Raw genomic sequence first — 26,785 nt, forward strand, 5'->3', positions numbered from 1 at the left:
TAAAGATAATTCTATAATTAAAAGGTAAATAATTCAACTTCTAGTGATTATTGTTGAAAATATTCTTAAATTTAAATTTTCCCTAGCTTTAAAAATTTTTACTCTAAAGTTTTTTTATATTTTTAAAATTTTTCTTTGTTGTAAATTTTTCTTAGCTTAAAATTATTTCATCAAAAAAAATATTATGTAAGATTGGATTAGAGTAGTGACTAAAAAATCAAAAGAAAAAAAGAGAAACTTCAAATTGAAGTCTCTCTCAAAATTAAAATTATTATTTTCTACGATTCTTCTTGTTCATATTTTTCATCTCTTTTTTAAATCTTTTGAGATCTTGTTTATATTCCCAAGCATCATAAATTTTTATTTTTTTGTTGTGCTTTTTAGCTAAGTCAAAAACACTTTCCTTATCCTTTTCATCAAAGAAAAATCTCTTAGTTATATCTCCCTTTGTGAAATATAAAAGTATTAACTTAGGCTCTTCAGCTTTCTTTTCATAAGTAACAGCTTCAATGTCTGACCATTCCCACACATTGTAGGTGTGAGTAATTTTCATGTCAGTGTACATTTCAAGGCCCTTGGCACTTACTGCCACATATCTCTTAGAGATTAATGACAATAATAATAAGAGTGCAAGAATTAAAGTAAGCTTATACTTTGTAGTTATGCCTAATATAATCAAAATAGAAGTGATTATGTAGGCATATTTTTCAGAAAAGTTTTTTCTTGGATTTACATACACGTATTTAATTGCTTCGCTGTCATCATCCCAAGGTAATTTTATTTCTGACACATAATCACTTCTTTCTAATTCAATTATTTTTAATTTTTAGTCTTTGCTTAATTAAGACTTTAAATTAAGCATTAACCTTTGGTGCTTTTCCTTCTGCTCTTAATTTTTCAAGTTGAGCAAGAGCATATTTGTGTGCTTCTTCAGGAGCAGCAGCTGCTTTCTTCATCTTTGTTTTACCAAATAAATTTGTGTAAGCTCCGTCAGCCCAGAATATATTTCTGCCCATAAGTGCAGTTACACAAGCGTAAATTGGGTTTAGTAAGTTTACGAAAGCAAATGGGAAGTAAACGAATGGACTCATGCCAAGTACTCCAGATTGGTAAGCTCCACAAGCTGTCCATGGGAACATACAAGCCCAAAGTGTACCAGCATCTTCAAGTGTTCTTGAAAGCATATTTCTTGCAAGACCAAGTTCATCATACTTATCATCATATAGTGGAGCAGGAACACCGATTCCTAAGAATTGGTCACACATTGCTGCATCACAGAATATTGATGTAAGCATTGTAGCGAAAACAAGTCCGCCAACAGTGTTGATTTTATGTTTAATATTTCCAAAAATTCTTTCAACAGAACCGCATTTTTCAAGAGCACCACCAAAGGATACTGCAAGAATAATTAGGTTGATTGTCCACATTTGATTATCCATACCACCCTTAGCAAGAGCTGCGTCTACAAATTCATTTCCAGTTTCAATTCCTGGACCATAGTGAAGTACGCCAAATAATCCAGCTAAATTGTATCCACCTTGGAAAATAACTGCAAATAATACACCAGTTGCTACTGAAATAAGAACTCCAGGAAGTCCAGGAACTCTCATAACACATACAACTACAATTACTATGATTGGAAGAAGTACAAGTGGGTTTAGATTAAAGTTTGCTGCTAGTGCATCTTGGATTCCTTGTGCAATTGTAGGATCATAGTTAGCACCATTAATTCTTGAACCAAGAATTGTGTAAATAATAAGTGTAATTAAGAAAACAGGTCCTGTAGTAGAAACCATTGCATTTACGTGGTCAAATAATCCAGTATTTGAAACACCTGCTGCAAGGTTTGTAGTATCAGATAGTGGAGAGAATTTATCTCCAACATAAGCACCTGAAATAACCATACCTGCTGTTAGTGCAGGGCTAATTCCAAGACCAACACCAATTGTCATAAAGGCAATACCTATTGTTCCTGTTGCTGTCCAAGATGAACCACAGGCAAGACCAACTATTGCTATAAGAATACATCCTATAGGTAAAAATGTTTGTGGTGTAAGTAATTTCAAACCATAATAAATAACTGCTGGGATAGTTCCTGAAATCATGAAAGATGAAATCAATAGACCTACTGTAAGTAGAATTAAAATTGCTTCAAGAGTAGCTGTAAGTCTTTCGATCATTCCTTCAAGCATATCAGAAAAACTATGTCCACATGCTGCTCCAACTCCACATGCAACTACAATTCCAATAACTAATGGCATATGAGCTCCGTCATAAACGCCATCAGAAAGGTTGAAAACATAAACCATTAAACAAACCATTGTAATAATTGGCAAGAATGCTCCTATAAAACTAGGAAGTCTAACAGCTTTTTGACCTTCGTTCTTCATATAATAACCTCCTCGAAATATCATTTAGCATATTAATTTTGCATAAAAAATTTTTAATATGCTTGCGATACAATTTAAAAAGAATTTTGTATCGCTGAAAATGTTTTCTAAGTAAATTCTAACCTAGATTGACCTACAAGTCAATCAATTAATTTAAAAAATGGCACAATTACAAGAAAAAATACAATCCGTTAGTCTCGTTACATGATAACATATTACTATGTCTTACAATTTTTTTGTGTAAAATTGTTTTATAAAAATTCTCTACCTCTTTAATTAACAGCATTAAATCATTGTTTTTTATAGAAATATTTTTATTAAAATTAACTTCTATGCAAAATTTTATTTTCAATAAAAGAAAAGTGCAAGTGAACTTCACCTGCACTCAATTAAAATTATTAAATTAAAAACATTATTTAACTAGTTTTCTATCTTCAACTACAAGTTCTCCATCTACATAAACTTGCTTACATAGATTTGTTCCAAAGAAGTAAAGTGTGTAGTCAATGTTGTGAGCATCGAAAATTGTAATGTTTGCTCTCTTGCCCTTGTCAAAGGATCCCATAGTCTTTGCTCTGTCAACTGAGTAAGCAGCGTTAATAGTTACTGCATTAAATACTTCAATTGGAGTCAATTTCATTTCAAGACAGCCAAGTTGCATGATGAATTGAAGGTTCGCTGTTGGACAAGATCCTGGGTTTGAATCTGTACAAAGTGTAATTGCCATTCCCTTGTCAAGCATCTTTCTTGCTGGTGCATAAGTGTCAAGCATTAGGGAGAAAGTTGTTCCTGGAAGTAAGTTTCCAATAACATTTGCCTTTGCTAGAGTTTCAATTTCACCTTCATCTACTACCATTAAGTGTTCTGCAGAAACTGCTCCAACCTTTGCAGCAACATCTACGCCACCAATGTTTTCAATTTCATCAGAGTGGATTCTTAATTTAAAGCCATGTTCCTTTGCAGCTTCAAGTATTCTTTCTGATTGTTCAGCAGTGAATACTCCCTTCTCGCAGAAGACATCACAGAATTCTGCCAAGTTTCTCTTGGCAACTTCTGGCATCATGTCAATTACTATGTTAACATATTCATCTGAATTGTCCTTATATTTTTCGTGAATTACGTGAGCTGCCATGAAAGTCCTAATAAGTTCTGTTGGAAAATCTTTATTTAACTTTTCAAGGACTTCAAGTTCCTTAAGTTCAGTTTCAAGAGTTATTCCATAACCACTTTTTGCTTCAACAGCTGTTACACCATGAACTAGCATGTGTTCCAATAGGTCTCTAGTCTTGTCGTAAAGTTCATCAAAGCTTGCTGCGTCAGTTGCCTTTAGTGTAGAGAGAATTCCTCCACCTGCTTCAAGAATTTCAAGGTATTCCATGCCATTAAGCTTCATTGCAAATTCATTTTCACGACTTCCGCCGTATACTAAGTGAGTGTGAGCGTCAATAAGACCTGGTGTTGCAACCTTTCCTGTAAGGTCAACTATTTCTGTATTGTCGTCCTTTAAATTTTCGTAGCCCTTGCCTTCACCAACTTCTAAAATCTTTCCATCCTTAATAGCGATGTAAGCATTTTCTAAGATGTCGGCTTCATTCATTTCTTCACCTCTTAGTGGTCTACCAATGTCCTTTGGTGAAAAAACTTGTTCAAGATTAATTAATATTTTATCCGCTTTCATAATTCCTCCTTTTATCTGTCCTTATCTTAACACATATTTTATACCCATTAAATAATAAATTATTTTTTCTATTTTATATAAAAAATTTATATAAAAAAATTTTTATGGGAAATTTATTCTTTATTATAGAAATTAAGTTGGGAAAATTTTTTGCATATTTTAGAAAAATTTTTTATAAATTAAATCCTATATATTAGTCGCTTTTTTTAATTTGAAAACGATTCATTTCTTTAATTTACCATGGTAAAGATATCAACAGATAGTCCAATATTACTGATAACCACAATTCCCACGAGATTTTCGCATTTTCTATAAAATTCTAAAATTTTTTTAATTTTTTAGGAAATTAATTTCCCTTTGTATTTACTTTTTAAATATTTTAATTTATAATAGCAAGTAAATGGAGGTTGATAAAAGTGATTAATAATCATAACGCAGATGTTCAAAAGATTATGAAGGTACAAATCAAAAACTTACCAGAAAAAAAATCTTTTGAACAAGGAATTAGAAGAGCTCCTGATAGAGGATTTAGACTTTCAAAGGACCAAACTAAGGTTGCCCTTAGAAATGCTCTAAGATATATCCCAGAAGAATATCATGAAGAATTAATTCCTGAATTTTTAGAAGAACTTACAACTAGAGGAAGAATCTACGGATACAGATTCAGACCAGAAGGAAGAATTTACGGCAAGCCAATTGACGAATACAAAGGAAATTGCTTAGCTGGAAAAGCTTTCCAAGTAATGATCGATAACAACCTAGACTTTGATGTTGCTCTTTATCCATACGAACTTGTAACTTATGGAGAAACTGGTTCAGTTTGTCACGACTGGATGCAATACAACTTAATCAAACAATATCTTGAAATTATGCACGATGACGAAACTCTTGTAATGGAATCTGGTCACCCACTTGGACTATTTAAATCAAGAAAAAATTCTCCAAGAGTTATTATCACTAACGGTTTAATGGTTGGTCTTTATGACAATCTTGACGATTGGGAAATTGCAGAAGAAATGGGTGTTGCTAACTACGGACAAATGACTGCTGGTGGTTGGATGTACATTGGACCACAAGGTATTGTTCACGGAACTTACAACACTATTCTTAACGCTGGTAGATTAAAACTTGGTCTTGGCGAAAAAGACAACTTAGCTGGTAAATTATTCGTTTCATCTGGACTTGGTGGAATGTCTGGTGCTCAAGGTAAAGCTGGAGATATTGCAGGCGCTGTATCTATCATCGCTGAAGTTGATATTTCAAGAATTGAAACTAGACTTGAACAAGGATGGATCAAGAAACTTGCTGAAACCCCTGAAGAAGCAGTTAAACTTGCTCAAGACGCTCTTGCAAAGAAAGAAGCTCTTTCAATTGCCTTCCACGGTAACATAGTTGATCTTCTTCACTACATGGACAAGAACGATGTTCACATTGACCTACTTTCTGACCAAACTTCTTGCCACAACGCATACAATGGCGGATACTGTCCAGTAGGAATCACTTTCGAAGAAAGAACTGAACTACTAAGAACTGACATCAAGAAATTCCATGAACTTGTTGATGAAACTCTTAAACAACACTTTGAAGTTATTAAGAACCTTACTGCTAAGGGAACTTACTTCTTCGACTATGGTAACTCTTTCTTAAAGGCTATCTACGATGCTGGAGTTAAAGAAGTTTCTAAGAACGGTAAAGACGACAAAGACGGATTCATTTGGCCTTCTTATGTAGAAGACATCATGGGACCACTTCTATTTGACTATGGATATGGACCATTCAGATGGGTTTGCCTAAGTGGTAAACACGAAGACTTAATTGCAACTGACCACGCTGCAATGGAATGTATAGATAAAGACAGAAGATACCAAGATATGGATAACTATATCTGGATCAGAGACGCTGAAAAGAACCAATTAGTAGTTGGAACTCAAGCAAGAATTCTTTACCAAGATGCTAAGGGTAGAGTTGACATTGCTCTTAAATTCAACGAACTTGTTAGAGAAGGAAAGATTGGTCCTGTTATGATGGGTCGTGACCACCACGATGTATCTGGTACAGACTCTCCATTTAGAGAAACTTCTAACATCAAAGACGGTTCTAATGTAATGGCTGACATGGCTACTCAATGTTTCGCAGGTAACTGTGCAAGAGGTATGTCTCTTGTTGCTCTTCACAACGGTGGTGGAGTTGGTATTGGTAAATCAATCAACGGTGGATTTGGTCTAGTACTTGACGGATCTGAAATGGTTGACGAAATTATCAAACTTTCACTTACTTGGGACGTTATGAGTGGTGTTGCTAGACGTAACTGGGCTAGAAATGATCACGCTATCGAAGTAACTAAAGAATTTAACGAAGACAATGAATTCGGACACATTACAATTCCTTATCTTGTAAAAGATGAACTAATTGACAATGCTGTTGATTCACTTAATATCGACTAATAAATAATCTTAAATTGCCCTACAGGAAACTGTGGGGCTTTTTTATGCTCTCTTTCTTTTTTTTACAATTAATAAAAAGAGTGACTTCATGGTATAATTTACTTATAAAGAGGTGTAGAATGAAAAATTATTATTTCAAGGAAAAATTTTTTAAAATTACAGACCACTATGCCATCCTAGATGAAGATGGCAATGACGCCTATTTTGTGGACCAAGACTTTAAACTCATCGGCTATTCTTCCACTATATCTGACGCTAATAGAAATCCAATTTTAGAAATTGACAAGGAAATTTTTAGTCTCTTTCAAAAATTTAATGTGAACTTTACTGACGGAAGGTATATGAGAGTTGAGTCAAAGTTAAGTTTTTTGACGAGAAAAGTTGATGTAGACTACGAGGGAGAAACTTTTAAACTCAATGGGAATTTTATAGATTTAAACTTTGACATTTATAGGGGCTCTGACTTAATTGGCGAAATCGAAAAGACTTTCTTTGCCATGACTGACACCTATAGGCTCACAGTTCACGACGAAAATTATACAGAAGCCCTCCTTGCCCTCACCCTTTGCCTAAATAATATTAAGGACACTGCTAGAGCAAGATCTAATTCTGCTGGCTAAAAATATAAATAATACAAGAAAATTTAAAAAAATCTGCTAGAATTTAATTTTTAGCAGATTATTTATATTATAAATTGTTTAATTTCTCTATTATTTCTCGCACATTTTTTTCTACTTCATCTTCCCTCACTGAAAAGATGGCTCTTGACATGCACAGACCATCTAAGTCTAGGCCAGTGAAAAAGTCTAACCTATCCTTACTTATTCCTCCTATGGGAAAGACTGGAATTAAGAGAGCTTCTCTTATTTCTTTAAATCTTTCTAGCGTAATCCTTGAGGCATCTTTCTTGGTTTCTGTTTCAAAAAAAGCTCCCGTCCCAATATAAGATGCTCCCATATTTTCTGCCTCAATGCCAAGCTTTACAGTTTTTGCCGTTGCACCAATTATCTCATCTCTTCCCAAGACTTCTCTTGCCCGAGAAATTTTTTCGTCCTCTTGACCAAGATGAAGTGCAGTGCCATATTTTTTCGCAAGCTTTAAGTTATCATTTAAGATAAAAAGGCACTTACCATCAATTTCACTTTTTATATTTAAGATTTTTTCTCCAAGCTCATCTTCATCTGCAAGCTTGTCTCTAAGCTGATAAATCCCCATTCCAGCCTTAACTGCATTTTTTATTTTCCATAAATCATCGCCTTCAGAAATTCCATATAAAATTGGCTTAATAAATTTAGTTGAAGGAGATAAAATTTCAAGATCTCCACTTATTTCATCTATGCCTTGCATTTTACTTATAATATCTTGGGCATTTACTTTATTATCTCTTATGACGCTTTTCCCAAGCTGTCTTAAAAATATTGCAGCAAGAGCGCAGGCTTTTAAGTTTGACATGGGGGCTGCCAAAAGAGAAGTTATCATGGCAGATTCCATGTCTCCTAAGCCAGTGATTTTTTTTAAATTTTCATCGCCACCAGGAATTGAAATTAACAAGTGAGAGTTGGCTATCACTTCATATTTGCCGCTAACTACAACTGTAGCTTTGCTTTTTTCTTGGAGTTCTAAGGCAATATCTATGAAATCTTCTCGTGATAAATTTTCATCCCTTGAATCCACGCCAGTGAAGGTCTTGCCCCTTGCCAAGTAATTAATTTCGTTAAAATTTCCTCTTATGACATTAAATTTAAATTTACTGATAAGGTCTTTTGCCAAGTCTCTTCTTAGGCTACTAGAAGCAACTCCAACTGGGTCAAAGACCAGAGGAATATTATTTTCATCTGCAACTTTTGCAGAAATTTTAATTGCTTCAATTTTATCTTCATTTAACATTCCCATATTCAAGAGGAGGGCAGAAGATTTTTTTGTAATTTCAGCAACTTCCTTGGAATATTCTGCCATCATTGGACTTGCTCCAAGAGATAAAACAAAGTCAGCAAGTCTAGCTCTTGTGACGCTATTTGAAATAATATGTACTAAGGGAGCCTTGTCCCTTAGATTATTTAAATTTGCCTTAATTTTCATTTTTATCACTCAAATTATACATGTGATATAGGGGTCCCCTGCCCCTTCCTATATCAAAGCCATAAGCTATGGCACCACTTAAATATTTTTTTGCAGCTACAAGTGCATCATAAAGACTTTTACCCTTTGCAAGTTCACAAGCTAGGGCACTGGATAGGGTGCAACCTGTGCCATGGGTATTTTTGTTGTCTATGTTTTTTCCCTCTATTACAAAGAGCCCCTCTCTTCCACAAAGCACATCATCCTTTGAGTCTTTTAGGTGACCTCCCTTTATTAGAAAGGCTACTTTATATTTGTTATATAAAAATTCTGCTGCCTCCTTCATCTCTTCAAGGCTTTCAATTTTTTTGCCGTAAATAATCCCAGCTTCAATGAGATTCGGGGTGATTAAAGTTGCCTTTTGAAATAAAATTTCCTTCATCTTCTCAAGAGTATCATCTGGCACAAGGGTAAATCCGCTAGTTGATGTTATTACTGGGTCTAAAACTATGGGCAGATCCTTAAAATATTTTTCAGCTATTTCTGATATAACTTCTACTTGTCCTGGACTTGCCACCATGCCAATTTTTACAGCATCGAGCATAATATCTTGGCAAATTGACAAAAGCTGACTCTTAAGCATCTGCTCACTTATAGGTGAGGAAGCCTGAACACCCATAGTATTTTGTGCAGTTATTGCTGTAATGGCAGTCATGCCATAAAACTTATATGAAGTTATGGTTTTTAAGTCGGCTTGGATACCTGCGCCACCGCTAGAGTCAGACCCAGCTATGCTTAAAATCTTTTTAATTTCCATGTTTATTTCCCTCTAAATTAAGATAATCATTAAGAGCTGTCTTTTTAAGGCTCAAAATAATTATTATAGCTATTATCGAACCACCAAGGGTACTTACAGAAAAAGGAATAATTAGTCCAAAAAATGCCATTTCCTTTCCAAGAATAAACTTGGCTACTGGATAGGCTAATAGGGCACCTATAACTCCTGTGCCAAAAACTTCTCCCAAAAAGGCAAGGGAAAGCTTTCTTGTCTTGTAATATAAAATGCCTGCTAAAAAGGCCCCAACCATTGAACCAGGAAAGGCCATTAAAGAACCTGTGCCTGATAAATTTCTAATAAGTGAGATGCAAAAGGCAACAAGGACTGAATAGATAGGTCCTAATATTACTGCAGAAAGTACATTTACCATGTGTTGAATTGGATAACACTTTGAAAGTCCCACTGGAAAGTTTACAAAGGAAAAAACAACTCCTATGGCAACAAAAAGAGCTGCCACAGTTAACTTCTTAGTATTAGATTTCATATTTACCTCCTAGAGAGTGCTGACATAAAAACTAAAACTATTCCCTACGTTGGCATTATCCAAATCAGGTAACGGTCGAAATTAACAATTTCCTCTCAGCCTGTCAACAAGCTCCCTTTTTTATTTAATTAAATTTTTACACTGAACTAAATTTATTTAAATTTTAATATTAGTTCACTTAGATTAAGCTTCTATTTTAATATCTTTGCCTTCAAGTATTAAATTCATATTTTTTGCAGAGCACATTGAGCCGCACATTGTGCAGGTATTTTCTTCTTCAGGCATGGATGAATCTCTGTACTCTCTTGGCTTAACCTTGTCAAGAGCAAGCTCAAACATTCCTTCCCAGTCAATTTTTTGGCGTCTCTTGCTCATTTCTAAATCCCAATTTCTTGCGTCCTTTAATTTATTAATGTCACCTGCATGAGCTGCAATTTTGCAAGCTACAATTCCTTCGCGAACATCTTCTACATTTGGCAGTCTCAAATGTTCAGCAGGCGTTACATAACACAAGAAATCTGCACCATGAGCTGCTGCAATTGCACCGCCAATTGCCGATGTAATATGGTCATAACCAGGTGCCACATCTGTAACAAGAGGTCCCAAGACATAAAAAGGTGCCTTGTGACAAAGTTTCTTTTGAAGTTTGACATTCATTTCAATGTCACCAATTGGCACATGACCAGGCCCTTCAATAATTACTTGCACATCCTTCTCCCAAGCTCTCTTTGTAAGCTCACCAAGTGTAATAAGTTCTGAAATTTGAGCAGGGTCTGTGGCATCATGAATGCCACCAGGTCTCAGAGAATCTCCAAGAGAAAGAGTCACATCATATTCTCTTAAAATATCTAAGAGCTCATCATAGTATTGGTAAAAGGGATTTTCTGCGTCATTCATCATCATCCAACCAAAGAGTAGAGAACCTCCTCGAGATACAATTTCATTTACACGCCTATTCCTCATAAATATTTCAGCATTTGCCCTATTTATACCTGCGTGAATTGTCACAAAGTCCACTCCATTTTCGGCATGATTTCTAACTACATCTAAAAATTCCTCTGCCTTTATGTAAGAAAGTCCCTTGTCCAAAAATCCTACTGCATCATACATGGGCACTGTGCCTATCATGGCTGTAGATTTTTCAATTAATTTTTTCCTGAATTCTTGAGTCTTGCCATAATTTGATAAATCCATTATGGCTTCTGCACCCATTTTTAGTGCCATGTCAACTTTTTTCATTTCCATGTCCATGTCATTTAAGTCCTTGGAAATTCCTAAGTTTACATTAATCTTGGTCCTAAGCCCCGTGCCAATGCCTTCAGGTGAAATTGATTTGTGATTTTTGTTTTTTGGAATGACAATTTCTCCACAAGCCATTTTCTCCAGTAGATACTCACAAGATACATTTTCCTTTTCTGCCACAATTTTCATCTCTTCTGTGACAAAACCATGTTTCGCTGCTTCCATTTGAGTAGCATATTTCATATAAAAAAACCTCCTATAAAATTATAGGAGTAATCTTACTTTTCCCTGCCAAGGCATTATCCTAGCAGGTAAGATGGTCGAGTCTTAACTCCTCTCAGCAAATTGCTCCCATAAGTTTATTTATTCATTTATTGATTTTATAATATCAAATCTTTTAAAACAAGAAAAAATATAATACTAATTCATAAAATATTGTAAGTCTCTTTAATAGAGATAATAAATTTTTATCTCTTAATATTTTATAATTGATTCTACCCTTGTGCCACTTAAAACTTCTCTTCCCTTTAAATCTTCAAGTTCAACTAAAAAGATTATGGAAGACACTTCTCCCTTTAGCTTTTCCACAAGATTTACAGAGGCCTTGGCTGTGCCGCCAGTGGCAAGAAGGTCGTCAACTATTACAACTTTTTCGCCAGGCTCTAGGGCGTCCTTGTGAATTTCAATTGAGTCTTCGCCGTATTCAAGCTCATAGGATTCTCTTTCCTTATCCCAAGGAAGCTTGCCTGGTTTTCTAACTGGCACAAAACCCTTGTCAAGTTTATAGGCAAGGGCTGAAGCAAAAATAAATCCCCTTGCTTCAATGCCAACTATTTTGTCTACATCATCATCTATTTTTTCTGCCATTTCATCTACAGCTTTTTGGAAGGCATCCTTGTCCTTTAAGAGAGTAGTAATGTCTCTAAAGATGACTCCTTCCTTTGGATAATCTTTTATTGCGCGAATTGTATCTTTTAATTCCATAACTTCCTCCATTCCCTTATAGTATAACATCTTTGTCAGCTAACTAAAACTTTTATTATCATTCTTTTAATGATATAATATGTTAAATTTTTCTATTTATTCACGAGGTGTTAAATGAATAAAAATATAAAAAAATATGACAGAGAAATAAGGAAGGCAAATTTTTCTGAAGCTCTATTTACCTTCCTCTCTCTAGTTGTAATTATGTTTATAAGTATTATAAAGTACGAAGAAAGTCCCCACATACCCATGCTCATTGGGGTCTTAATAGCTTCTCTTGTCGCCCTAAAAATTGGCTACTCCTGGAAATTTATTGAGAACTCCATGATAAAGGGAATCTCACAAGCCATGCAGTCCATAATAATTCTCGCCATTATTGGAGTTTTAATTGGCGTTTGGATTTTAGCTGGCGTTGTGCCAACTATGATCTACTACGGACTTATGATTTTAAAGCCATCAATTTTTCTTGTGGCAACAGTTTTAATCACTTCAATAACTTCTCTTGCTACGGGAACAAGTTGGGGCACTGCAGGCACTATGGGTATAGCCCTCATGGGCATAGCAAGTGGCCTTGGCATACCTGCTCCCATAACAGCAGGTGCCGTTTTATCTGGCGCCTACTTTGGCGACAAGATGAGTCCCCTATCTGATACAACAAACCTTGCTCCGGCAATGGCAGGCACTGATGTCTTCACTCACATCAAGGCAATGGTTAAGCCAACAATTATTACCTATGTATTGACCCTACTCATCTTTGGATTTTTATCACTAAAGTACAGGGGAAGCTCTGCAGACTTGTCTAGCGTAACTATGATTACTGAAGGCTTAAAAAATAATTTTAATATTTCTCCAGTTCTTTTGCTTGCGCCCCTTATTGTAATACTTTCTATTGCAAAAAAAGTTCCTGCAGTGCCTGGCATAAGCCTTGGCATAATTGCAGCTGCCATTATGGGACCTCTTTATCAAAAAGTAACTTTTGGCGATATCTTATCTTGTGCCCTAAATGGTTTTGTGTCTGAAACTGGAATAGAATCAGTGGATAAACTTTTAACTACTGGTGGACTTAACAACATGATGTCTTCCATTTCCCTTACTATTATCGCCATGATGTTTGGCGGCATTGCTGAAGAGACTGGAATACTTGAAGCAATTGTAAAAAAATTCCTTGGCAAGGTAAAGTCCACTGTTGGTCTTGTCACTGCCACAATTCTCACTTGCTTTTTCACAAATGCAACTATGCCTGAGCAGTACATCTCCATAGTTGTTCCAGGCAGAATGTTTAAAAATGAATATAGAGATAGAAATTTGGACCCAAAACTTTTGTCATCTACACTTGAATCAGGTGGAACAGTTACATCAGCTATGGTACCTTGGAACACTTGTGGTGCTTATATGACATCAGTCCTTGGAGTTTCCACTGTTCACTATCTACCGTTTTTGTTCTTTAACCTTCTAATGCCCCTTGTGCAAATAATAATTACTGCCCTTGATTCGAAAAAATTTATCTTAGACCAAGATAAAGATTCTTTCACCAATTGAAAAACCACCTCTTTTTGGTATAATGTTTAGTGGAATAAAAAAAGAGGTGTGTTATGTATAAAGATATAATAAGTGGACTTACAAATTCTGCAAATACGAAGAAAAATTTACTTGAAGGCTCTCTTTTTAAGTACATGGTTGCTTCCATACTTGCAGGATTTTTTATTGGAATGGGCATGCTCATAATGACTCTATCAGCTAGTGTCTTTTCTCCACTGCCCATCCCTGCCGTAAAATTTATTAACGGCTTTGTCTTCTCCCTTTCCCTATCCTTTGTGGTCTTTGCAGGCGGAGAACTCTTCACAGGAAATGTTCTAGTGACAACAGTTGGAAGATTAAATAAAAAAATTGACACAGGAACCCTTTTAAAGATTTTAATTTTTTCCTACCTTGGAAATATTTTGGGCTCAGTTTTAATTTCATTTTTATTTAAAATGACTGGCGTTTCCCCTGAATATAATGAAGCATTGTTAAAACTTGTAACTGGAAAGACGAGCTTTGACTTCCTTCCTTTGCTTTTCAAGGGAATTATGTGTAACATTTTAGTCTGCCTTGCAGTTTTAATTTGCTCAAGAAAAATTTCTGATTCAGCAAAATTGATTTTAATTTTTTGGTGCATACTTGCCTTTGTAAGCCTTGGCTTCGAGCATAGTGTTGCAAATATGACTTGCTTTGCACTTGCAAAAATGTTAAATTCAGATTTTACTTTTGCATTAATTCTTAAAAATTTAATACCTGTAACTATTGGAAATATTATTGGTGGCGCTTTAGTTGCCCTAACTTATAATACTATAGCTTCAGAAAAGTAAAAGAGACGAGGTAAAGGAGCCTCGTCTTATTTTTTTCGTAAACTTACTATTAACTTGTAAATAAAAAATGTAAGGACCATGACAAATACTGTCACTATAAAAAGTCCAACTATATAATTAGGAAAGACATTTTTTATAGTAGCAAGGGGCGAGCCTTCATAGGGCTCCTCTATAAAATAATAATTTGCCTCTAGCTTTTTGTTTAAAACTTTTATTATAGGAAGAGTTACAAGGATAAAAATTATAGGATAAATAAGGTCTCTTAGCCTTGGCAGGTATTCCTTTGAAATCACAAGATAGATTGGATAAAAGGCATTAATGCCGTGGATTATCCAAGAAATTATTGCCACATAGGAATATTTATTTACCTGGTCCCAACCTGGCGTAAGTAAACTTAAAATTGCAGCTGGCATAAATAAATAGTAAAGACATGACTTTATGATCTTGCTGTCATAGAAGGCATCCAGAGCCATAAACTGCGCCCCAATGAGGCAGAGGTGAAAGGGCAAGTAGGAAGAGTCGTAGTGACCGTCAATTAAAACTGCTATAAGCCTAATAATTTCTAAGCTGATGGGCAGGAGGGCAATAATTTTTCTAAATTCTTTATTGTTTTTCCAGGGCTTGTATAAAAAAATCGCAAAAATAAAAATAATAAATAGGCAGGCAAAGTGGTAGACTCCGAAAAATTTGAAGCCCACTGTGCCATAATTTAAATCCCAAAAATTTCTCATTTCTAATTAAAATCCTTTATAATTTTTCTTCAAATATTTTAACATAGAATCATTAAAAATTTTTTTCTTTTAAAATTTTTTTCGCCCTTATTTAAAAATCTTTTCCGCTAATTTCAATTTCGCCTACAATAAAAAGTGTGAAGGTCCCCTTAGCAACTATTTTGTCGCCCTTCTTTGCCAAGACTTCTATAACCTCTGTGCTTTTGCCTGAGTGAATTATCTTCGTTGTGGAGTAAATTTCTTCTCCAAGTTTTACGCTGGAAATAAAGTTCACACTAGAGTCTAAGGTCACGCCCTTTCTGCCCATGGCAATGGAAAGGCAGCCTGCTGCTGTATCCATGAGGGCAAAAATTTCTGCTCCATGAAGAATGTTATAGGCATTAAATTGATTTTTCTCTGGCTTCATCTTTAGGACTAAGTTGTCGCCACTAAGGTCAAGTAATTCTATATGACTTCTCTTTACATATTCATCTTCTTCAAATAATTTTTTAAAATTAATTTTCTCCATTTCTCCCCCTATTAAAAAAAGAAAGCTGTCTAATATTTAAGTCTACTAAATTGGAAACAGTGATGCCAATGAGCCTAAGCTTTTCGCCTTCATAGGCCTCATCAAATATTTCCAGACTCTTATTAAAAATATCTTCTTCCTCATAAATTGCTGCGTCATAGGTCCTGGACCTGGTCTTAAGCTTAAAATTTTCATTTTTCATCTTTAAAGTCAAGGTGTAGCCAGAAATTTCCTTTACGATTAAATCTTCTGACACTTCCCTAGCAAAGTCCCTTAAGTAATTTATAAGCTCATCCTTATTTTTTGTTGCTTCAAAGGTTGACTCTGTGCCAAGACTTTTTCTCACAGCATTTGGTGTCACTTCTCTCCTGTCAATGCCCCTGATCCTGTAATAAATTTCTTCGCCACTTTTTTTGAACATACTTGTCAAAAAATCATAGGACAGGTTGTAAAGGTCCTCAACCTTATTTATGCCAATATTTCTAAGTTTTTTCTCAGACTTACTGCCAATGCCGTGAACCTTTCTTATGTCCAGGGGAAATAAAATCTCTGGCATATCAGACTCTCTAATAATCATAACTCCCCTGGGCTTATTCCAGTCGCTTGAAAGTTTCGCCAAAAATTTGTTGTAGCTTAGGCCAACACTTACGCTTAGACCAGTTTTATCGTAAACATCTTTTTGAAGATCATAAACAATACTTTCATGGTAGCCAAGTCCCGTCAGGTCAAGATAGGACTCATCAATAGAAACTTTTTCGATCTTATTTGTATATTTCTTTAAGACATCAAAAACTTCACGAGACTTTTCCAGGTACCTTTCCCTTCTCATGGGCTTGATAATAAGGTGGTCGCAGAGATTTTTCGCCATATACATGGGCATGGCAGAGTGGATGCCATAATTTCTGGCAATATAATTAGCCGTAGTGACAACTCCATGATTGGACCTGCCACCTACGACTACCGGTTTTCCTATTATGCTCCTATCGTCAAGCTCTTCTACTGATGCGTAAAAGGCGTCTATATCAACATGTATAATAATTCCCATAAATATCACGACTTTAGTATATCACAAGAGCTTTTTATAAAGAAGACAATTTGATATAATTCTAGGGAGGTGAGATTTTGAAAAGAAAAGTTGCGCTCTACGATTTTGACAAAACTGTGGTGAATTGTGAGTCCATAGTTGAGCTTTATAAATATGCCTACAAAAATAAAAAAATAAATATTTTTAAAAATCTTTGGAAATTAGCTGTGGCTTACATAAAATCAAAGCTAAATTCTGATTTTGAGATTATGAAAAACCAAATGGTCTCTGTAATAAAATATTTAACAGAAGATGACCTCCAGGACTTTGTCACAAACTATCTCTATCCAAAATTTTTCTTCAGTGAATTTGAAGATGAATTTTCTTCCTATGACGAGGACACCATAAAAATCCTCTGCTCTGCCTCTGCCACAAATTATTTAATTTATGTTGGCGAGTTGTTTCCTTTCGACTATATTATTGGAACAGACTTAGATGAAGACTATAAATTATGTCGCGGCAACAACAAAAAGGATGTCAAGGTAAAAAATATTGAAGAAATTTTAAAAAGAGATGGCTATGAAATTGACTACGAAAATTCCCTTGCCTACTCCGACTCCTACAAGGACGACAAGTATATGCTTCGCATGGTAAAAAATAGGTTTTTAATTAATTCAGGAGTAAATAAGAGAGGCTATATAAATTTATCTTGGCATACAAATAAATAAATTCAAAAAAACTGAGGTCGCCCTCAGTTTTTTTAATTCAAGAAAAATTTCTTTCAGCTCTTAAATTCCTAAAATATATTTTTCAATTAATTCAGCAATTTCGTCATAGGATTTTTCTCCAATGAACTCGTAAACTTTTTCGCCATCCTTGTAGAAGGAAACTCGCGGCAATTGAAAGATTTCGTGTTTTTCTGCAAAGTCCTTATTTTTGTCAAGATCCATGTAGTAGCAGGAGACTTCCTTAAACTCTTCTTCAAGAAGAACTTGCATAACTTCCATAAGTGGCTCGCAGTGAGAACATCTCTCTGCACCAAAGATGACAAGAGCCGCCTTTTGATTTTTTATCGTATCATCGAAGTGATTTTCTGTCACATATTTTATTACAGATTCATTTCTCTTAATTACCTTTTTATTTTCTTCAAGGTCAATTACTGACTCAGACTCTTGTGAAAGTGGGTCAATGTCGTTATTTAGTGAACTTCTATTTACATTAGTAACTTCCACAGACTTAAAGCTGCCTGCACCCCTTAACTTGTAGTAGGATGCATCTTCAATCTCTTCAATTTCATTTTCACTTTCATCAACGCCTAGATAATCGTAGGGATACCTGTAAACTCTGTAGATCATATTGTTTTTCAAAAGATTTTCCGTAGTAGTCCTGTAAGGGCAAGTCCACTGCCAAACTATTTCCTTGGAGTGGGTAATCTCTAAGACAAGACCTTCTGTGGCAAGAGTTATTAGGGTGTTGCCATTGGGAAGTCTTTGAAGGTTTCCACCATAGGGCGAATAAAATTTATAGCCATTCATAGGAATGGAAAAGCCAAAGTCCCTAGGATCCACTGACCAGTTAAGAGATAGAGTCACTGGATTTATTTCAAGAATTCTTGAATAATTTCTCACGAAGGGAAGAAGTCCCGATGGAGAAGTAAGAGTTGGTGAACCGTAGCCACATCTTCCGCCATTGTCAAAAATTAAAAGATTACCCTCGCCAGTTAAGCCCTTGGGAATAATACTTGCAAAGGCAGATCCAACTACAGGGTCAACCTTTTTGAAGTCAGAAAAATTTGGTCCCAGCTTATAGCAAATGCGCGATCTCTTTTTGTCAATTATGCCAATAATATTTGCAGCTCTCGCCGTAAATAAAATATTGTCTGGATGAAAGCGTGGATCCCCTTGGTCGTACCACTTGTTTTCCCCAATTGTAGAAATTGATGTAACATCTAAATAATTGCCCAGCGGTCTCTCTGTCATTCTCAGATTTGGATTTCTGTAGAGAACATTTTTCGCCTCTTCAGAAAATCCCAGCTGGTCAAAGTGCTCGCTAAAGGAAAATTTCCAAACAATATTTCCCTCTTCGTCCACTTCTAAAATTACATCATCAAGCAAAGTCTTATCAGAAATTCTGCTGTCCTTAATGGCATCGTGAACTAGTAGGAGAGTTTTGCCCCCCTCCACAATTTTTTCACCAGGATAATAATAGCCAAGAGAGTTGCCCTCCCTTTGAAAATCAGAGTGAGCCCTAGCCATCCACTTTGGCCTGTAGCCCCTGTCCTCTGTAAACTTAAACTTGTCGAAGTCAAATTGAACCCTGCCCTCCTTGTCAAACTCAATGAGTTTAATACCGTCACTGACGCCAAAGTCTGATGACCTAAAGGAAGAAATGCTCATAATATGTTTGTTGGGTAGCATCTTGGCAGGCATTGGGTTTACAGAATACCTTTTGAGCTCTGTGCCGTCCATTTTTGTTATAAGAGCTCCGTCCTTGGCAGTTGAAATTAAATTTATGCCATTGTAGGCCTTTTCTCTCTTGTAGACTACAGTTCCCCTTGGATAGACTCTCATTATACACCTCTATTTCTAATAAACTTTTCTGCATAAACTGTTGCCACTGCCCCATCATTTGCCGCTGTGACAATTTGTCTAAGGGGCTTCTCTCTTATGTCTCCTGCAGCAAAAATTCCTTCCACAGATGTCCTCATGCAGTAGTCAGTTTTTATAAAGCCAAAACTATCTACTTCCACAAGGTCTTTTACAAAATCAGAATTGGGACTCATGCCTGCAAAGATAAAAATCCCATCAGACGTGACCCTAGTCTTAGTGTTGTCAGAAAGATCTAAAATATCAAGACTATTTACTCTTTCGCCCCCATAAATTCCTTGAAGTTTTGAGTGCCAAGTGTAAGAAACTTTTGGATTCTTTTTTATCCTCTCAACTTCAAGTTCATTTCCATCAAAATTTCCCTCGTCGTGAATAATAATCATGTTAATGGAGTTGGCAAAATTGGAGAGATAATCAGCTTCCTCTAAAGCAAGGTCCCCAGAACCTAAAATATGTATGTCCTTGTCCTTAAAATAATCTGCATCACAAGTTGAGCAGTAGGACACGCCACGACCAGCAAATTCCGTTTCGCCAGGCACATTTATCATCTTGGCATAGGTTCCCGTAGCAATAATAATTGCCTTAGAATAAAATTCCTTTCGCCTAGCAGTAGTAAGCTTAAAGCCATCATCAGATTTTTCGATTTTAGAGACAGTGCCATAAATAAACTCATTAGTAGTAAAATTTTCAGCTTGCTTTCTAAACTCATTTATAAGGTCTCTTCCAGCAATCTCCTTAAAACCAGGGTAGTTTATAACTTTTGGCGTGTCATTAACTCTTCCGCCAAAGGAAAACTTCTCTATTACAAGAGTATTTAAGATAGACCTGCCAGCATAAATGGCAGCACTTAAACCCGCTGCCCCTGCACCAATAATAATCAAATCATACTTTTTCATCTAATCACCTCAAATAGAATCCACAGGATTTTGTGGAGCCTTTTTAATTATCTTAAACTTGCCATCATGATAATCACAAATATTAAACTCAGCGTTGCGCCTTACCCTATTTGTCCAAAAATTTTCCATGGGCACATTTTCCATAATAGAATACATGGCAACAATAGTGACACCGTGAGTTACAATCAAAATATTTTCGTCAAGCTCAGGATAGACAGCATACTCAAAAAATTTCTCAACTCGTCTTCTGAGGTCGTAGAGACTTTCACCGTCAATTCTATTGTATTTGTGAGGCTTTTCAAAATAAAGTTTGTGGAGCCACTTATCGTCTTCTTTCACATCCTTAATATTTTTGCCAGACCAATAGCCCACATCTATTTCGCGAAGAAGAGAAGTCTTTATAATATTTCTGTCAGGACAAATTAATTTTGCAGTGTCATAGGCGCGACCAAGATCAGATGAATAAACACTGTCGAAGTGAATGTCCTTACACTTTTCGCGAAGAATCTTGCCCATTTCAATGCCTTCTTCAGTAAGTGGCGAATCATCTTGCCCTTGAATAATGCCAGCCCTGTTCCACTCAGTTTCCCCATGCCTTGTAAAATAAATCCTCATGCTTCCCTCACAATCTATATGCACAATCTATATAAAAAAATTTCATTCCTACTGATATTATATATTATAAGAAAAAACAATTAAAGTAAGAAAAGCTTATCCTTTTAGTTAAAAACTCCTCAAAAAACTTGAAATCTCCTTGCATTTTCCCCTTATTATTATTATTATTATTATTATTGCAAAGATATTTTTTATTTCTTAAAATAATTTAATAAAAGGAGGAATTTATGAAAAAGAAAATATTTGCAATAATTTTTGCCTTTGCCTTAGTATTTTCATCTGCAATTTTTTTATCAGCAGAAAATACTTATGCAGAAGGCGAAAAGACCTTTGTTCTTAAAAAAGCTGACGGCACTGAACTAGGTCAATACGATGAAATCAAAGATGGTTGGGACGAAAAAACCATCCTTGGTATGATGAAAAAGACAGATCCAAATGCAAGTTATATAATCGAAGTGACAAAGGACTATGAATTTGAAGGAGCTTCAAGATCAATAATAAGCGGATTAAATGTTACCTTCACATCTAAAGAAGGCACTTCTCCCGTACTTACATCAGGTAGCGGTATGCCACACTTTTTCCTAAAGGATGGCAACTATACATTTAAAAATATCATTCTTGAGGGAAAATCTGGATCCAATGGTGGAGGTATTTACACTCATGATGACAATCAAGGCATTACAATTACTTTAGACAAGGGTACAGTCATAAGAAATTGTAATTATATTGATGCACCTTATTTTTATCGCACCCTCGTCATTAGAGATGACTATGATGACCAAAAAGATTCCACCCTTATTATTAACGACGGCGTTACAATTGAAAATAATAAGTTGAATTCTCAAAACGGCGGATCACCTATTTCTGTACGTGAAGGCTGTAAACTAATCGTAAACGGCGGTGAATTTAAAAATAATGAAGCACAATATAATCGAATCGGCGGTGGAGTAATCTTTAATGAAGAAGGCGCCGAAACTATTATTAATGGCGGAAACTTCGAAGGAAATAAAGCAGCTGGCTATGGTGGAGCCGTTATTAACTACGGCAAGCTCACAATTAATGCAGGAACTTTTAAGGGTAATGAAGCAAAAAACGGAGGAGCAATTTCATCAATTGCAAGTAATTCTGAATTAACAGTAAATGGTGGATCTTTTGAAGATAATAAAAGTACTGGCAAATGGGGCGGCGCTATCGTCGCGAAAAATAAAGTAAGTGTTAAGAATGCGACTTTTGATGGCAATGTTTCTGGTAACGGTGGTGCAATTTTTGCCTACGATGCAAATGATGCAGCAATAGTAAATTGTACCTTTAAGAACAACAGTGCAACAAATGAAAACACTGTAAAACATGGCGGGGCACTTTTTGTAAATGATAGCAAGAATGTTTCCATAAAAAGCAATACATTTATTAAAAATACGGCGAAAGATGGCGGAGCTTTGAATATAACAGGAGTAGAAGGAGTTATAGAAGATAATACCTTTGAAGAAAACTTTGCAGATAGATTTGCTTCTGCTTTTCATGTAAAAGATTCAGCACCTTCCATAAAAAATAATATCTATAAAAACAATGGAATGAAAGATGACAAGACAACAGTCTATGCAACTCTTATGGTTGAAAGCGTAGCATCAGGAAAAGAACTTACAATTGAAAATGATAAATTTGAAAATAATGGTGCGACTAAATCCGGTGGCGCATTAGTTGTAGGAGAAGGAACAGTAAGCTTAAAAGCTTGCGAATTTACAAATAACAAAGTGTCTGAGTATGGCGGTTCAATTTATATTACTGACGATGGAAAACTAAAAATAACAAACTCCAAATTCGTAGGAAACTCTGCAAAAAGAGGTGGAGCAATAGTTACTGAATTATTCTCACAAGCAAACCCTGCCGAAAAAACAAAATATGCAAACTTAACTATTGCAGATGATGTTGTGTTCGATAAAAACTTCGCAAGTGACGGCTACTTTAACCCACCTATGAACTACAAGGATTTCCCTGACCTTAAATTTAAAACAACATCTCTTATGGGACAACTTCGTGCTATTAAAGCTGATATGATAACTTACGAAAAAGTTGACAGCCTTTTAAACAACTATGATGTCTACTATGTAAATCCTTTAGTTACAGTTATTTATGATTCCAATGGCGAAAGTCCTGCAGAAAAAATTTTCGGCGAAGAACTTAAATCTGAAAATGATGAAATTCTACCAGCTAAACATACAATCAAAGCTTTAAAAGAAACTGGACTTACTAGAGAAGGTTTTGAATTTAAAGAATGGAACACTCAAGCTGATGGAAGGGGCACTGCATATAAAGCTGGCGACGAAATGAAAATTTCCAGCAACCAAGTTCTCTATGCAATTTGGCAGGAAAAAGCTCCAAGTCCAGAACCTCAACCTGAACCAAAGCCTGAGCCTCAACCCGAACCTAAGCCTGAACCTAAACCTGAACCTGAAATAAAAATTCACGAATATGTGGAAACTATACCTGTCTTTGCCCAAGCTGACTCTGTGAAAAAAGTTACAGAAAGGGTAATTGAAAGTCACATTGAATACATCAGCGGCTATCCTGACAATACCGTAAGACCTGATGGCAATTTAACTAGAGCTGAAGCTGTAACAATGCTTGTAAGACTAAAGGCTTATCCTTTAACTGAAGGCGAAGAAATCTTTAAGGATGTAAAGGCTAATGCTTGGTACGCACCTTTCATCAGCGCTGCTTACAAAAATAATATTCTAGAAGAAAAGAAGGGCGAGGCTTTTAGACCTGATGAAAAAATTACAAGAGCAGAACTTGCACAGTTAATTTCTCACCTTGACAAGAAAAATAATGCCAAGGCAAGTTTCCCTGACATTGCTGGACACAAGTATGAAGCAGCAATAAATCAAAGTTTTGGAAATAAGAGAATTGCTGGTTATCCTGACGGAAGCTTCAAACCAGACAATGCAATTACAAGAGCAGAAACTGCTAGAATTTTAAATAGTCTTTTCGACAGAAAAGTTGACAGTAATGGACTTGCAAAAGTAATGGATGCCCTTAGACTTTACAAGGACTTAGACAAGAACCACTGGGCTTATTACGAAATAATGGAAGCTTCTCACACTCACCAATATGAAAGAGCAGGAAGCGGGACTGAAAACTGGACAAGTATTATTAAATAATAAAATTTTAGATTAAACAAAAAACCGAGATGAATTTTACAAATGTATTGCAAATATCATCTCGGTTTCTTTATCTTTCTTCTAAGTCCTTTGAAAGGGCTCTTGCTTCACTTATTATTTCTCTTGGGTAGTTTAGGTTGTCTAAGATTGCAATGGCGTTACGACTTGTGGCTGGTCCTTCTTTTAATAAGTAGTCGAATTTTATGTCGCCATCTTCTATTTTTTCTTCAAAGTGCATATTTTTGTAGAGGTCCTTTAACAGAATTGTAAGTTCTATGTCGTGAGTTGCTGCCACTACATGGTTATTCCTTGCCAAGTATTTTAGGGTTGCAGTGGCTGCTGCAATTCTGTCAATGGTGTTTGTCCCCCTAAATATTTCGTCAAGCAAAATTATTTTTTCTTCACCATCTTCTATCATGGCTCCAATTGCCTTGGACTCTGCCATAAAATAGGAAAGATTTTCCATTATTGAGTCAGATATGTCAATGGCTGATCTTAATTTCATTGGCTTTATCTCAAATTTTTCTCCAAAGAAAATTCCAAAGCTAAGGGCAAAGACTGTGTTGATGCCAATTGTCCTAAGATAAGTTGACTTTCCTGATGCATTTGAGCCTGTAAGGATCATTGATTTTTCTAAATCTAAATCATTTGCCACCGGGTCCTTTAGGAGTGGAGTGTATAAGTTTTTTCCAGAAATTTTCTCTCCAAAGTCGGCAAAGTTTGTGCCATAGGCCTTTGAAATTGAAATTATTCCAATTTGGCAGTCAATTTTTCCCAGCAAGTAGTAAAGTCTAAAGATTTCTTCTCCATATTTTTTGAAATATTTTTGAGCCTTAGAAAAACTCCTAGCTTCTGATAAAAATAATACATTCTTATAGGTTTCAGCAAAGTCCATCTCTGCATTGCCCGTCAAAAATCCAAAGGACCTTAAGGTTTTCTTTAGGGGTCCAAGTTCTCTTAAAATATTTTCTACTTCTTGGACTTCCTCTGTAAAGACCTGGTTTTTATTTTTCGTCAAGCTTTCTGATACAAATAAAATACTTTTGAGCCTCACTAAGCTTTCTAATTTCCCCAAAGTTATTTCGTTAAATTTTTTGTAAATAAAGGTGTTGACGCCAAGGAGGACAAAGATAAATAGGACTGCCTGAGCCCTTAAGAAAACAAAGAGAAGGATAATATAAAGTGCTGTGAAGGAAAAAATTTTCGCCGCAATGTCAAGTTCTCTATCTACTTTAACTTCTTCTTCAATAAGATTTAGGACATCTTCCTTGAAATAACCAATCTTTCCCAGCTGAAACTGCATGTCTAGAAGCTCATCTTCTCTATCACCGTAAAGCTTTATGTTATTCTGAGTCTTTTTAATTTGGTCTTCATCTAAAATCAAATCTCTCAGCCTGTAATAAAAGTATTCCAGACCCAGCCTAGTCATGTTGTGGTTCATCTTCTCAATTATTTTGTCGAAGTTTAAATCAGCTGCTGTGATTTCAGATAAATTTCCCCCAAGCCTTTTATGTATGCCGTCAATTTTTCCCTTGAATTTTTTGGAGTGAATTTTGCCAAAGTTTTTTCTTATTTCAACTCGCAAAATTCTTTCGTTTTTTATTTTCACATAGTAGTTGTATAAAAAAATTACTCCAGTAAAAGCTAATAATAAAATAATTGGTGCGTAATAGTCCTTCATGTCATCCTCCTCTTAATCTCTTTCATTATTTTATTACAAAGAGATTGTCATTACAATAAATAAAGACTAGGCAAAAAAAGACTGCCCACTAAAAGTGAACAGCCTTAAAAAATTTATTTTCTTATTTTACATTTGGAAATAATTCGTCAAAGTTCTTAAGAATTACATGTCCAATGTCGTCTTGAGCGTCGATAGTTGATCCACCAATGTGTGGTGTTACATAAAGTCTATCAAGTTCAAATAATTTATTTTCTACTGGAACATCTTGAGTGTCAAGTCCGCCAGAGCCAAGTTCGTTAGAAAGTGTATCTAAGTTTGCTCCGCCTAGTTTGCCATTTTTGATGTAGTCGTATAGGTCATCTTCGTTAACAATTCCGCCACGAGCAGCGTTGATGATGCAAGCTCCGTCTTTCATCTTTTCAAATTCTTCTGCTGCAAATAAGTCCTTAGTGTCAGGAGTTAGTGGCATATGAAGAGTGATAATGTCAGATTCTTTTACAAGAGTATCGAAGTCAACAAGTTTAGCATAGTCAACTTTGATGTCTTCTGGTTTTAAGAATGGGTCATAAGCAAGAACGCTCATGTGGAATACATTGGCGATTTCGCCAACTCTTCTACCAATTGCACCAAAGCCACAAATTCCTAGAGTCTTATTTCTAAGTTCTCTACCAATCCATCTATATTTGTTCCAGATTCCGCCCTTAACTTCGTTTTGAGCTTGTACAGAGTTTCTGTAAAGGTCTAACATTTTTGCAAAAACAAGTTCAGCAACTGCGTTTGCATTTTGTCCTGGAGAGTTTTTAACTGGAATATTTTTTTCCTTTGCATATTCAAGGTCAATGTGGTTAGTTCCTGTAGAACCAACGAAAATTGCCTTTAAGTTTTTAGCAGCATCAAGAACTTCTTTGTTGATGAATGGGTCAACTCTCATGAATAAGAAATCATAAGGTTCAATAATTTCTGCTAATTTTTCAGAAGTTGGAAGCATAACTTTATCAAGTTCAATACCTCTTTCTTCAAGTCCTTTGTCAATTACATCTGACATATAGTCTACCATTAACGCTTTCATTTACATCCTCCTTAAAATTTTATGTACATCG

At 35.5% G+C, this 26,785-nt stretch carries 22 protein-coding genes and 1 riboswitch; of the genes, 6 read left to right on the top strand and 16 right to left on the bottom strand.

From position 1 onward, the window contains the following. Window positions 1-271: 271 nt before the first annotated feature. From WMO19_RS03650 to hutI, 3 genes are all read right to left on the bottom strand, one after another. A complete protein-coding gene (locus WMO19_RS03650; RefSeq protein ID WP_349170230.1) occupies window positions 272-790 on the bottom strand; it encodes a hypothetical protein in 519 nt (172 codons plus the stop codon). 64 nt (window positions 791-854) lie between these two features. Beyond that, window positions 855-2,390 carry a Na+/H+ antiporter NhaC gene (gene nhaC / locus WMO19_RS03655; protein ID WP_349170231.1) on the bottom strand — a complete coding sequence of 512 codons (1,536 nt, stop codon included), beginning with the start codon at window positions 2,388-2,390 and terminating at the stop codon, window positions 855-857. 412 nt (window positions 2,391-2,802) lie between these two features. Further along, window positions 2,803-4,068 (bottom strand): imidazolonepropionase, encoded by a 1,266-nt coding sequence (gene hutI / locus WMO19_RS03660; protein ID WP_349170232.1) that lies wholly within the window; start codon window positions 4,066-4,068, stop codon window positions 2,803-2,805. Between the two features lie 452 nt (window positions 4,069-4,520). Between hutI and WMO19_RS03665 the strand changes: the two genes are divergently transcribed. Together WMO19_RS03665 and WMO19_RS03670 are read left to right on the top strand one after the other, a co-directional pair. Further along, window positions 4,521-6,512 (top strand): urocanate hydratase, encoded by a 1,992-nt coding sequence (locus WMO19_RS03665; protein WP_349170260.1) that lies wholly within the window; start codon window positions 4,521-4,523, stop codon window positions 6,510-6,512. A gap of 119 nt (window positions 6,513-6,631) precedes the next feature. After that, window positions 6,632-7,132: an LURP-one-related/scramblase family protein gene (locus WMO19_RS03670; protein WP_332087678.1), complete on the top strand. Its 501-nt coding sequence runs from the start codon at window positions 6,632-6,634 to the stop codon at window positions 7,130-7,132. Between the two features lie 67 nt (window positions 7,133-7,199). Here the strand turns inward: WMO19_RS03670 and WMO19_RS03675 are convergent, their stop codons facing one another. From WMO19_RS03675 to WMO19_RS03695, 5 genes are all read right to left on the bottom strand, one after another. Continuing rightward, window positions 7,200-8,591, bottom strand: a complete 1,392-nt coding sequence (locus WMO19_RS03675; protein WP_349170233.1) for a hydroxyethylthiazole kinase — start codon at window positions 8,589-8,591, stop codon at window positions 7,200-7,202. Further along, window positions 8,581-9,387 carry a bifunctional hydroxymethylpyrimidine kinase/phosphomethylpyrimidine kinase gene (thiD, locus tag WMO19_RS03680; RefSeq protein ID WP_349170234.1) on the bottom strand — a complete coding sequence of 269 codons (807 nt, stop codon included), beginning with the start codon at window positions 9,385-9,387 and terminating at the stop codon, window positions 8,581-8,583. The genes WMO19_RS03675 and thiD overlap by 11 nt, the downstream gene beginning before the upstream one ends. After that, window positions 9,377-9,892 (bottom strand): energy coupling factor transporter S component ThiW, encoded by a 516-nt coding sequence (gene thiW, locus WMO19_RS03685; RefSeq protein ID WP_019124916.1) that lies wholly within the window; start codon window positions 9,890-9,892, stop codon window positions 9,377-9,379. Before thiW ends, thiD begins: the two co-directional genes overlap by 11 nt. Window positions 9,893-9,916: 24 nt before the next feature. Next, window positions 9,917-10,020, bottom strand: a riboswitch (TPP riboswitch). Between the two features lie 55 nt (window positions 10,021-10,075). Beyond that, on the bottom strand, window positions 10,076-11,377 hold the full coding sequence (gene thiC / locus WMO19_RS03690; protein ID WP_349170235.1) for a phosphomethylpyrimidine synthase ThiC: 1,302 nt from the start codon (window positions 11,375-11,377) through the stop codon (window positions 10,076-10,078). Between the two features lie 231 nt (window positions 11,378-11,608). Next, window positions 11,609-12,118 carry an adenine phosphoribosyltransferase gene (locus WMO19_RS03695; protein ID WP_349170236.1) on the bottom strand — a complete coding sequence of 170 codons (510 nt, stop codon included), beginning with the start codon at window positions 12,116-12,118 and terminating at the stop codon, window positions 11,609-11,611. Window positions 12,119-12,232: 114 nt separating this feature from the next. Here WMO19_RS03695 and nhaC (WMO19_RS03700) point away from each other — a divergent pair, with 114 nt between their 5' ends. Together nhaC (WMO19_RS03700) and WMO19_RS03705 are read left to right on the top strand one after the other, a co-directional pair. Beyond that, complete coding sequence (gene nhaC, locus WMO19_RS03700; protein ID WP_349170237.1) at window positions 12,233-13,657, top strand: Na+/H+ antiporter NhaC; 1,425 nt, start codon at window positions 12,233-12,235, stop codon at window positions 13,655-13,657. A gap of 53 nt (window positions 13,658-13,710) precedes the next feature. Beyond that, window positions 13,711-14,466 carry a formate/nitrite transporter family protein gene (locus WMO19_RS03705; RefSeq protein WP_349170238.1) on the top strand — a complete coding sequence of 252 codons (756 nt, stop codon included), beginning with the start codon at window positions 13,711-13,713 and terminating at the stop codon, window positions 14,464-14,466. 26 nt (window positions 14,467-14,492) lie between these two features. On the opposite strand, the gene WMO19_RS03710 is transcribed toward WMO19_RS03705, so the two are convergent. The 3 genes from WMO19_RS03710 to WMO19_RS03720 form a co-directional block, all read right to left on the bottom strand. Beyond that, window positions 14,493-15,197, bottom strand: a complete 705-nt coding sequence (locus WMO19_RS03710) for a TMEM164-related integral membrane acyltransferase (protein WP_349170239.1) — start codon at window positions 15,195-15,197, stop codon at window positions 14,493-14,495. Between the two features lie 91 nt (window positions 15,198-15,288). Further along, window positions 15,289-15,705, bottom strand: a complete 417-nt coding sequence (locus WMO19_RS03715) for a PaaI family thioesterase (protein ID WP_349170240.1) — start codon at window positions 15,703-15,705, stop codon at window positions 15,289-15,291. After that, the gene (locus tag WMO19_RS03720) at window positions 15,692-16,750 is read right to left on the bottom strand and encodes a DNA polymerase IV (RefSeq protein ID WP_349170241.1); all 1,059 of its coding nucleotides are present in this window, start codon (window positions 16,748-16,750) and stop codon (window positions 15,692-15,694) included. The genes WMO19_RS03715 and WMO19_RS03720 overlap by 14 nt, the downstream gene beginning before the upstream one ends. A 77-nt stretch (window positions 16,751-16,827) precedes the next feature. Here WMO19_RS03720 and WMO19_RS03725 point away from each other — a divergent pair, with 77 nt between their 5' ends. Beyond that, window positions 16,828-17,457, top strand: a complete 630-nt coding sequence (locus WMO19_RS03725) for an HAD family hydrolase (RefSeq protein WP_349170242.1) — start codon at window positions 16,828-16,830, stop codon at window positions 17,455-17,457. Window positions 17,458-17,517: 60 nt separating this feature from the next. Here the strand turns inward: WMO19_RS03725 and WMO19_RS03730 are convergent, their stop codons facing one another. The 3 genes from WMO19_RS03730 to WMO19_RS03740 are packed head-to-tail and all read right to left on the bottom strand — an operon-like array spanning window position 17,518 to window position 20,846. Continuing rightward, entirely contained in the window at window positions 17,518-19,299 is a 1,782-nt protein-coding gene (locus WMO19_RS03730) for a thioredoxin domain-containing protein (RefSeq protein WP_349170243.1), read from the bottom strand. After that, window positions 19,299-20,231, bottom strand: a complete 933-nt coding sequence (locus WMO19_RS03735) for an FAD-dependent oxidoreductase (protein WP_349170244.1) — start codon at window positions 20,229-20,231, stop codon at window positions 19,299-19,301. Before WMO19_RS03735 ends, WMO19_RS03730 begins: the two co-directional genes overlap by 1 nt. Window positions 20,232-20,240: 9 nt before the next feature. Next, the gene (locus tag WMO19_RS03740) at window positions 20,241-20,846 is read right to left on the bottom strand and encodes a histidine phosphatase family protein (RefSeq protein ID WP_349170245.1); all 606 of its coding nucleotides are present in this window, start codon (window positions 20,844-20,846) and stop codon (window positions 20,241-20,243) included. Window positions 20,847-21,073: 227 nt separating this feature from the next. On the opposite strand from WMO19_RS03740, the gene WMO19_RS03745 reads away from it, so the two are divergent. After that, a complete protein-coding gene (locus tag WMO19_RS03745; protein ID WP_349170246.1) occupies window positions 21,074-24,004 on the top strand; it encodes an S-layer homology domain-containing protein in 2,931 nt (976 codons plus the stop codon). A 70-nt stretch (window positions 24,005-24,074) separates the two neighbouring features. Here WMO19_RS03745 and WMO19_RS03750 read toward each other — a convergent pair whose 3' ends face one another. Beyond that, window positions 24,075-25,685, bottom strand: a complete 1,611-nt coding sequence (locus WMO19_RS03750; RefSeq protein WP_349170247.1) for a MutS-related protein — start codon at window positions 25,683-25,685, stop codon at window positions 24,075-24,077. A gap of 121 nt (window positions 25,686-25,806) precedes the next feature. Then, on the bottom strand, window positions 25,807-26,754 hold the full coding sequence (locus WMO19_RS03755; RefSeq protein WP_349170248.1) for a D-2-hydroxyacid dehydrogenase: 948 nt from the start codon (window positions 26,752-26,754) through the stop codon (window positions 25,807-25,809). Window positions 26,755-26,785 lie beyond the last annotated feature (31 nt).

This window comes from Peptoniphilus hominis (ex Hitch et al. 2025), from assembly GCF_040096015.1.
GTDB lineage: Bacteria > Bacillota > Clostridia > Tissierellales > Peptoniphilaceae > Peptoniphilus_A > Peptoniphilus_A hominis.

Coding starts and splice junctions, on each gene's coding strand:
- nhaC (WP_349170231.1), bottom strand. CDS start 2,390: ATGAAGAACGAAGGTCAAAAAGCTGTTAGACTTCCTAGTTTTATAGGA.
- hutI (WP_349170232.1), bottom strand. CDS start 4,068: ATGAAAGCGGATAAAATATTAATTAATCTTGAACAAGTTTTTTCACCA.
- WMO19_RS03665 (WP_349170260.1), top strand. CDS start 4,521: ATGAAGGTACAAATCAAAAACTTACCAGAAAAAAAATCTTTTGAACAA.
- WMO19_RS03670 (WP_332087678.1), top strand. CDS start 6,632: ATGAAAAATTATTATTTCAAGGAAAAATTTTTTAAAATTACAGACCAC.
- WMO19_RS03675 (WP_349170233.1), bottom strand. CDS start 8,591: ATGAAAATTAAGGCAAATTTAAATAATCTAAGGGACAAGGCTCCCTTA.
- thiD (WP_349170234.1), bottom strand. CDS start 9,387: ATGGAAATTAAAAAGATTTTAAGCATAGCTGGGTCTGACTCTAGCGGT.
- thiW (WP_019124916.1), bottom strand. CDS start 9,892: ATGAAATCTAATACTAAGAAGTTAACTGTGGCAGCTCTTTTTGTTGCC.
- thiC (WP_349170235.1), bottom strand. CDS start 11,377: ATGAAATATGCTACTCAAATGGAAGCAGCGAAACATGGTTTTGTCACA.
- WMO19_RS03695 (WP_349170236.1), bottom strand. CDS start 12,118: ATGGAATTAAAAGATACAATTCGCGCAATAAAAGATTATCCAAAGGAA.
- nhaC (WP_349170237.1), top strand. CDS start 12,233: ATGAATAAAAATATAAAAAAATATGACAGAGAAATAAGGAAGGCAAAT.
- WMO19_RS03705 (WP_349170238.1), top strand. CDS start 13,711: ATGTATAAAGATATAATAAGTGGACTTACAAATTCTGCAAATACGAAG.
- WMO19_RS03710 (WP_349170239.1), bottom strand. CDS start 15,197: ATGAGAAATTTTTGGGATTTAAATTATGGCACAGTGGGCTTCAAATTT.
- WMO19_RS03715 (WP_349170240.1), bottom strand. CDS start 15,705: ATGGAGAAAATTAATTTTAAAAAATTATTTGAAGAAGATGAATATGTA.
- WMO19_RS03720 (WP_349170241.1), bottom strand. CDS start 16,750: ATGGGAATTATTATACATGTTGATATAGACGCCTTTTACGCATCAGTA.
- WMO19_RS03730 (WP_349170243.1), bottom strand. CDS start 19,299: ATGAGAGTCTATCCAAGGGGAACTGTAGTCTACAAGAGAGAAAAGGCC.
- WMO19_RS03735 (WP_349170244.1), bottom strand. CDS start 20,231: ATGAAAAAGTATGATTTGATTATTATTGGTGCAGGGGCAGCGGGTTTA.
- WMO19_RS03740 (WP_349170245.1), bottom strand. CDS start 20,846: ATGAGGATTTATTTTACAAGGCATGGGGAAACTGAGTGGAACAGGGCT.
- WMO19_RS03745 (WP_349170246.1), top strand. CDS start 21,074: ATGAAAAAGAAAATATTTGCAATAATTTTTGCCTTTGCCTTAGTATTT.
- WMO19_RS03750 (WP_349170247.1), bottom strand. CDS start 25,685: ATGAAGGACTATTACGCACCAATTATTTTATTATTAGCTTTTACTGGA.
- WMO19_RS03755 (WP_349170248.1), bottom strand. CDS start 26,754: ATGAAAGCGTTAATGGTAGACTATATGTCAGATGTAATTGACAAAGGA.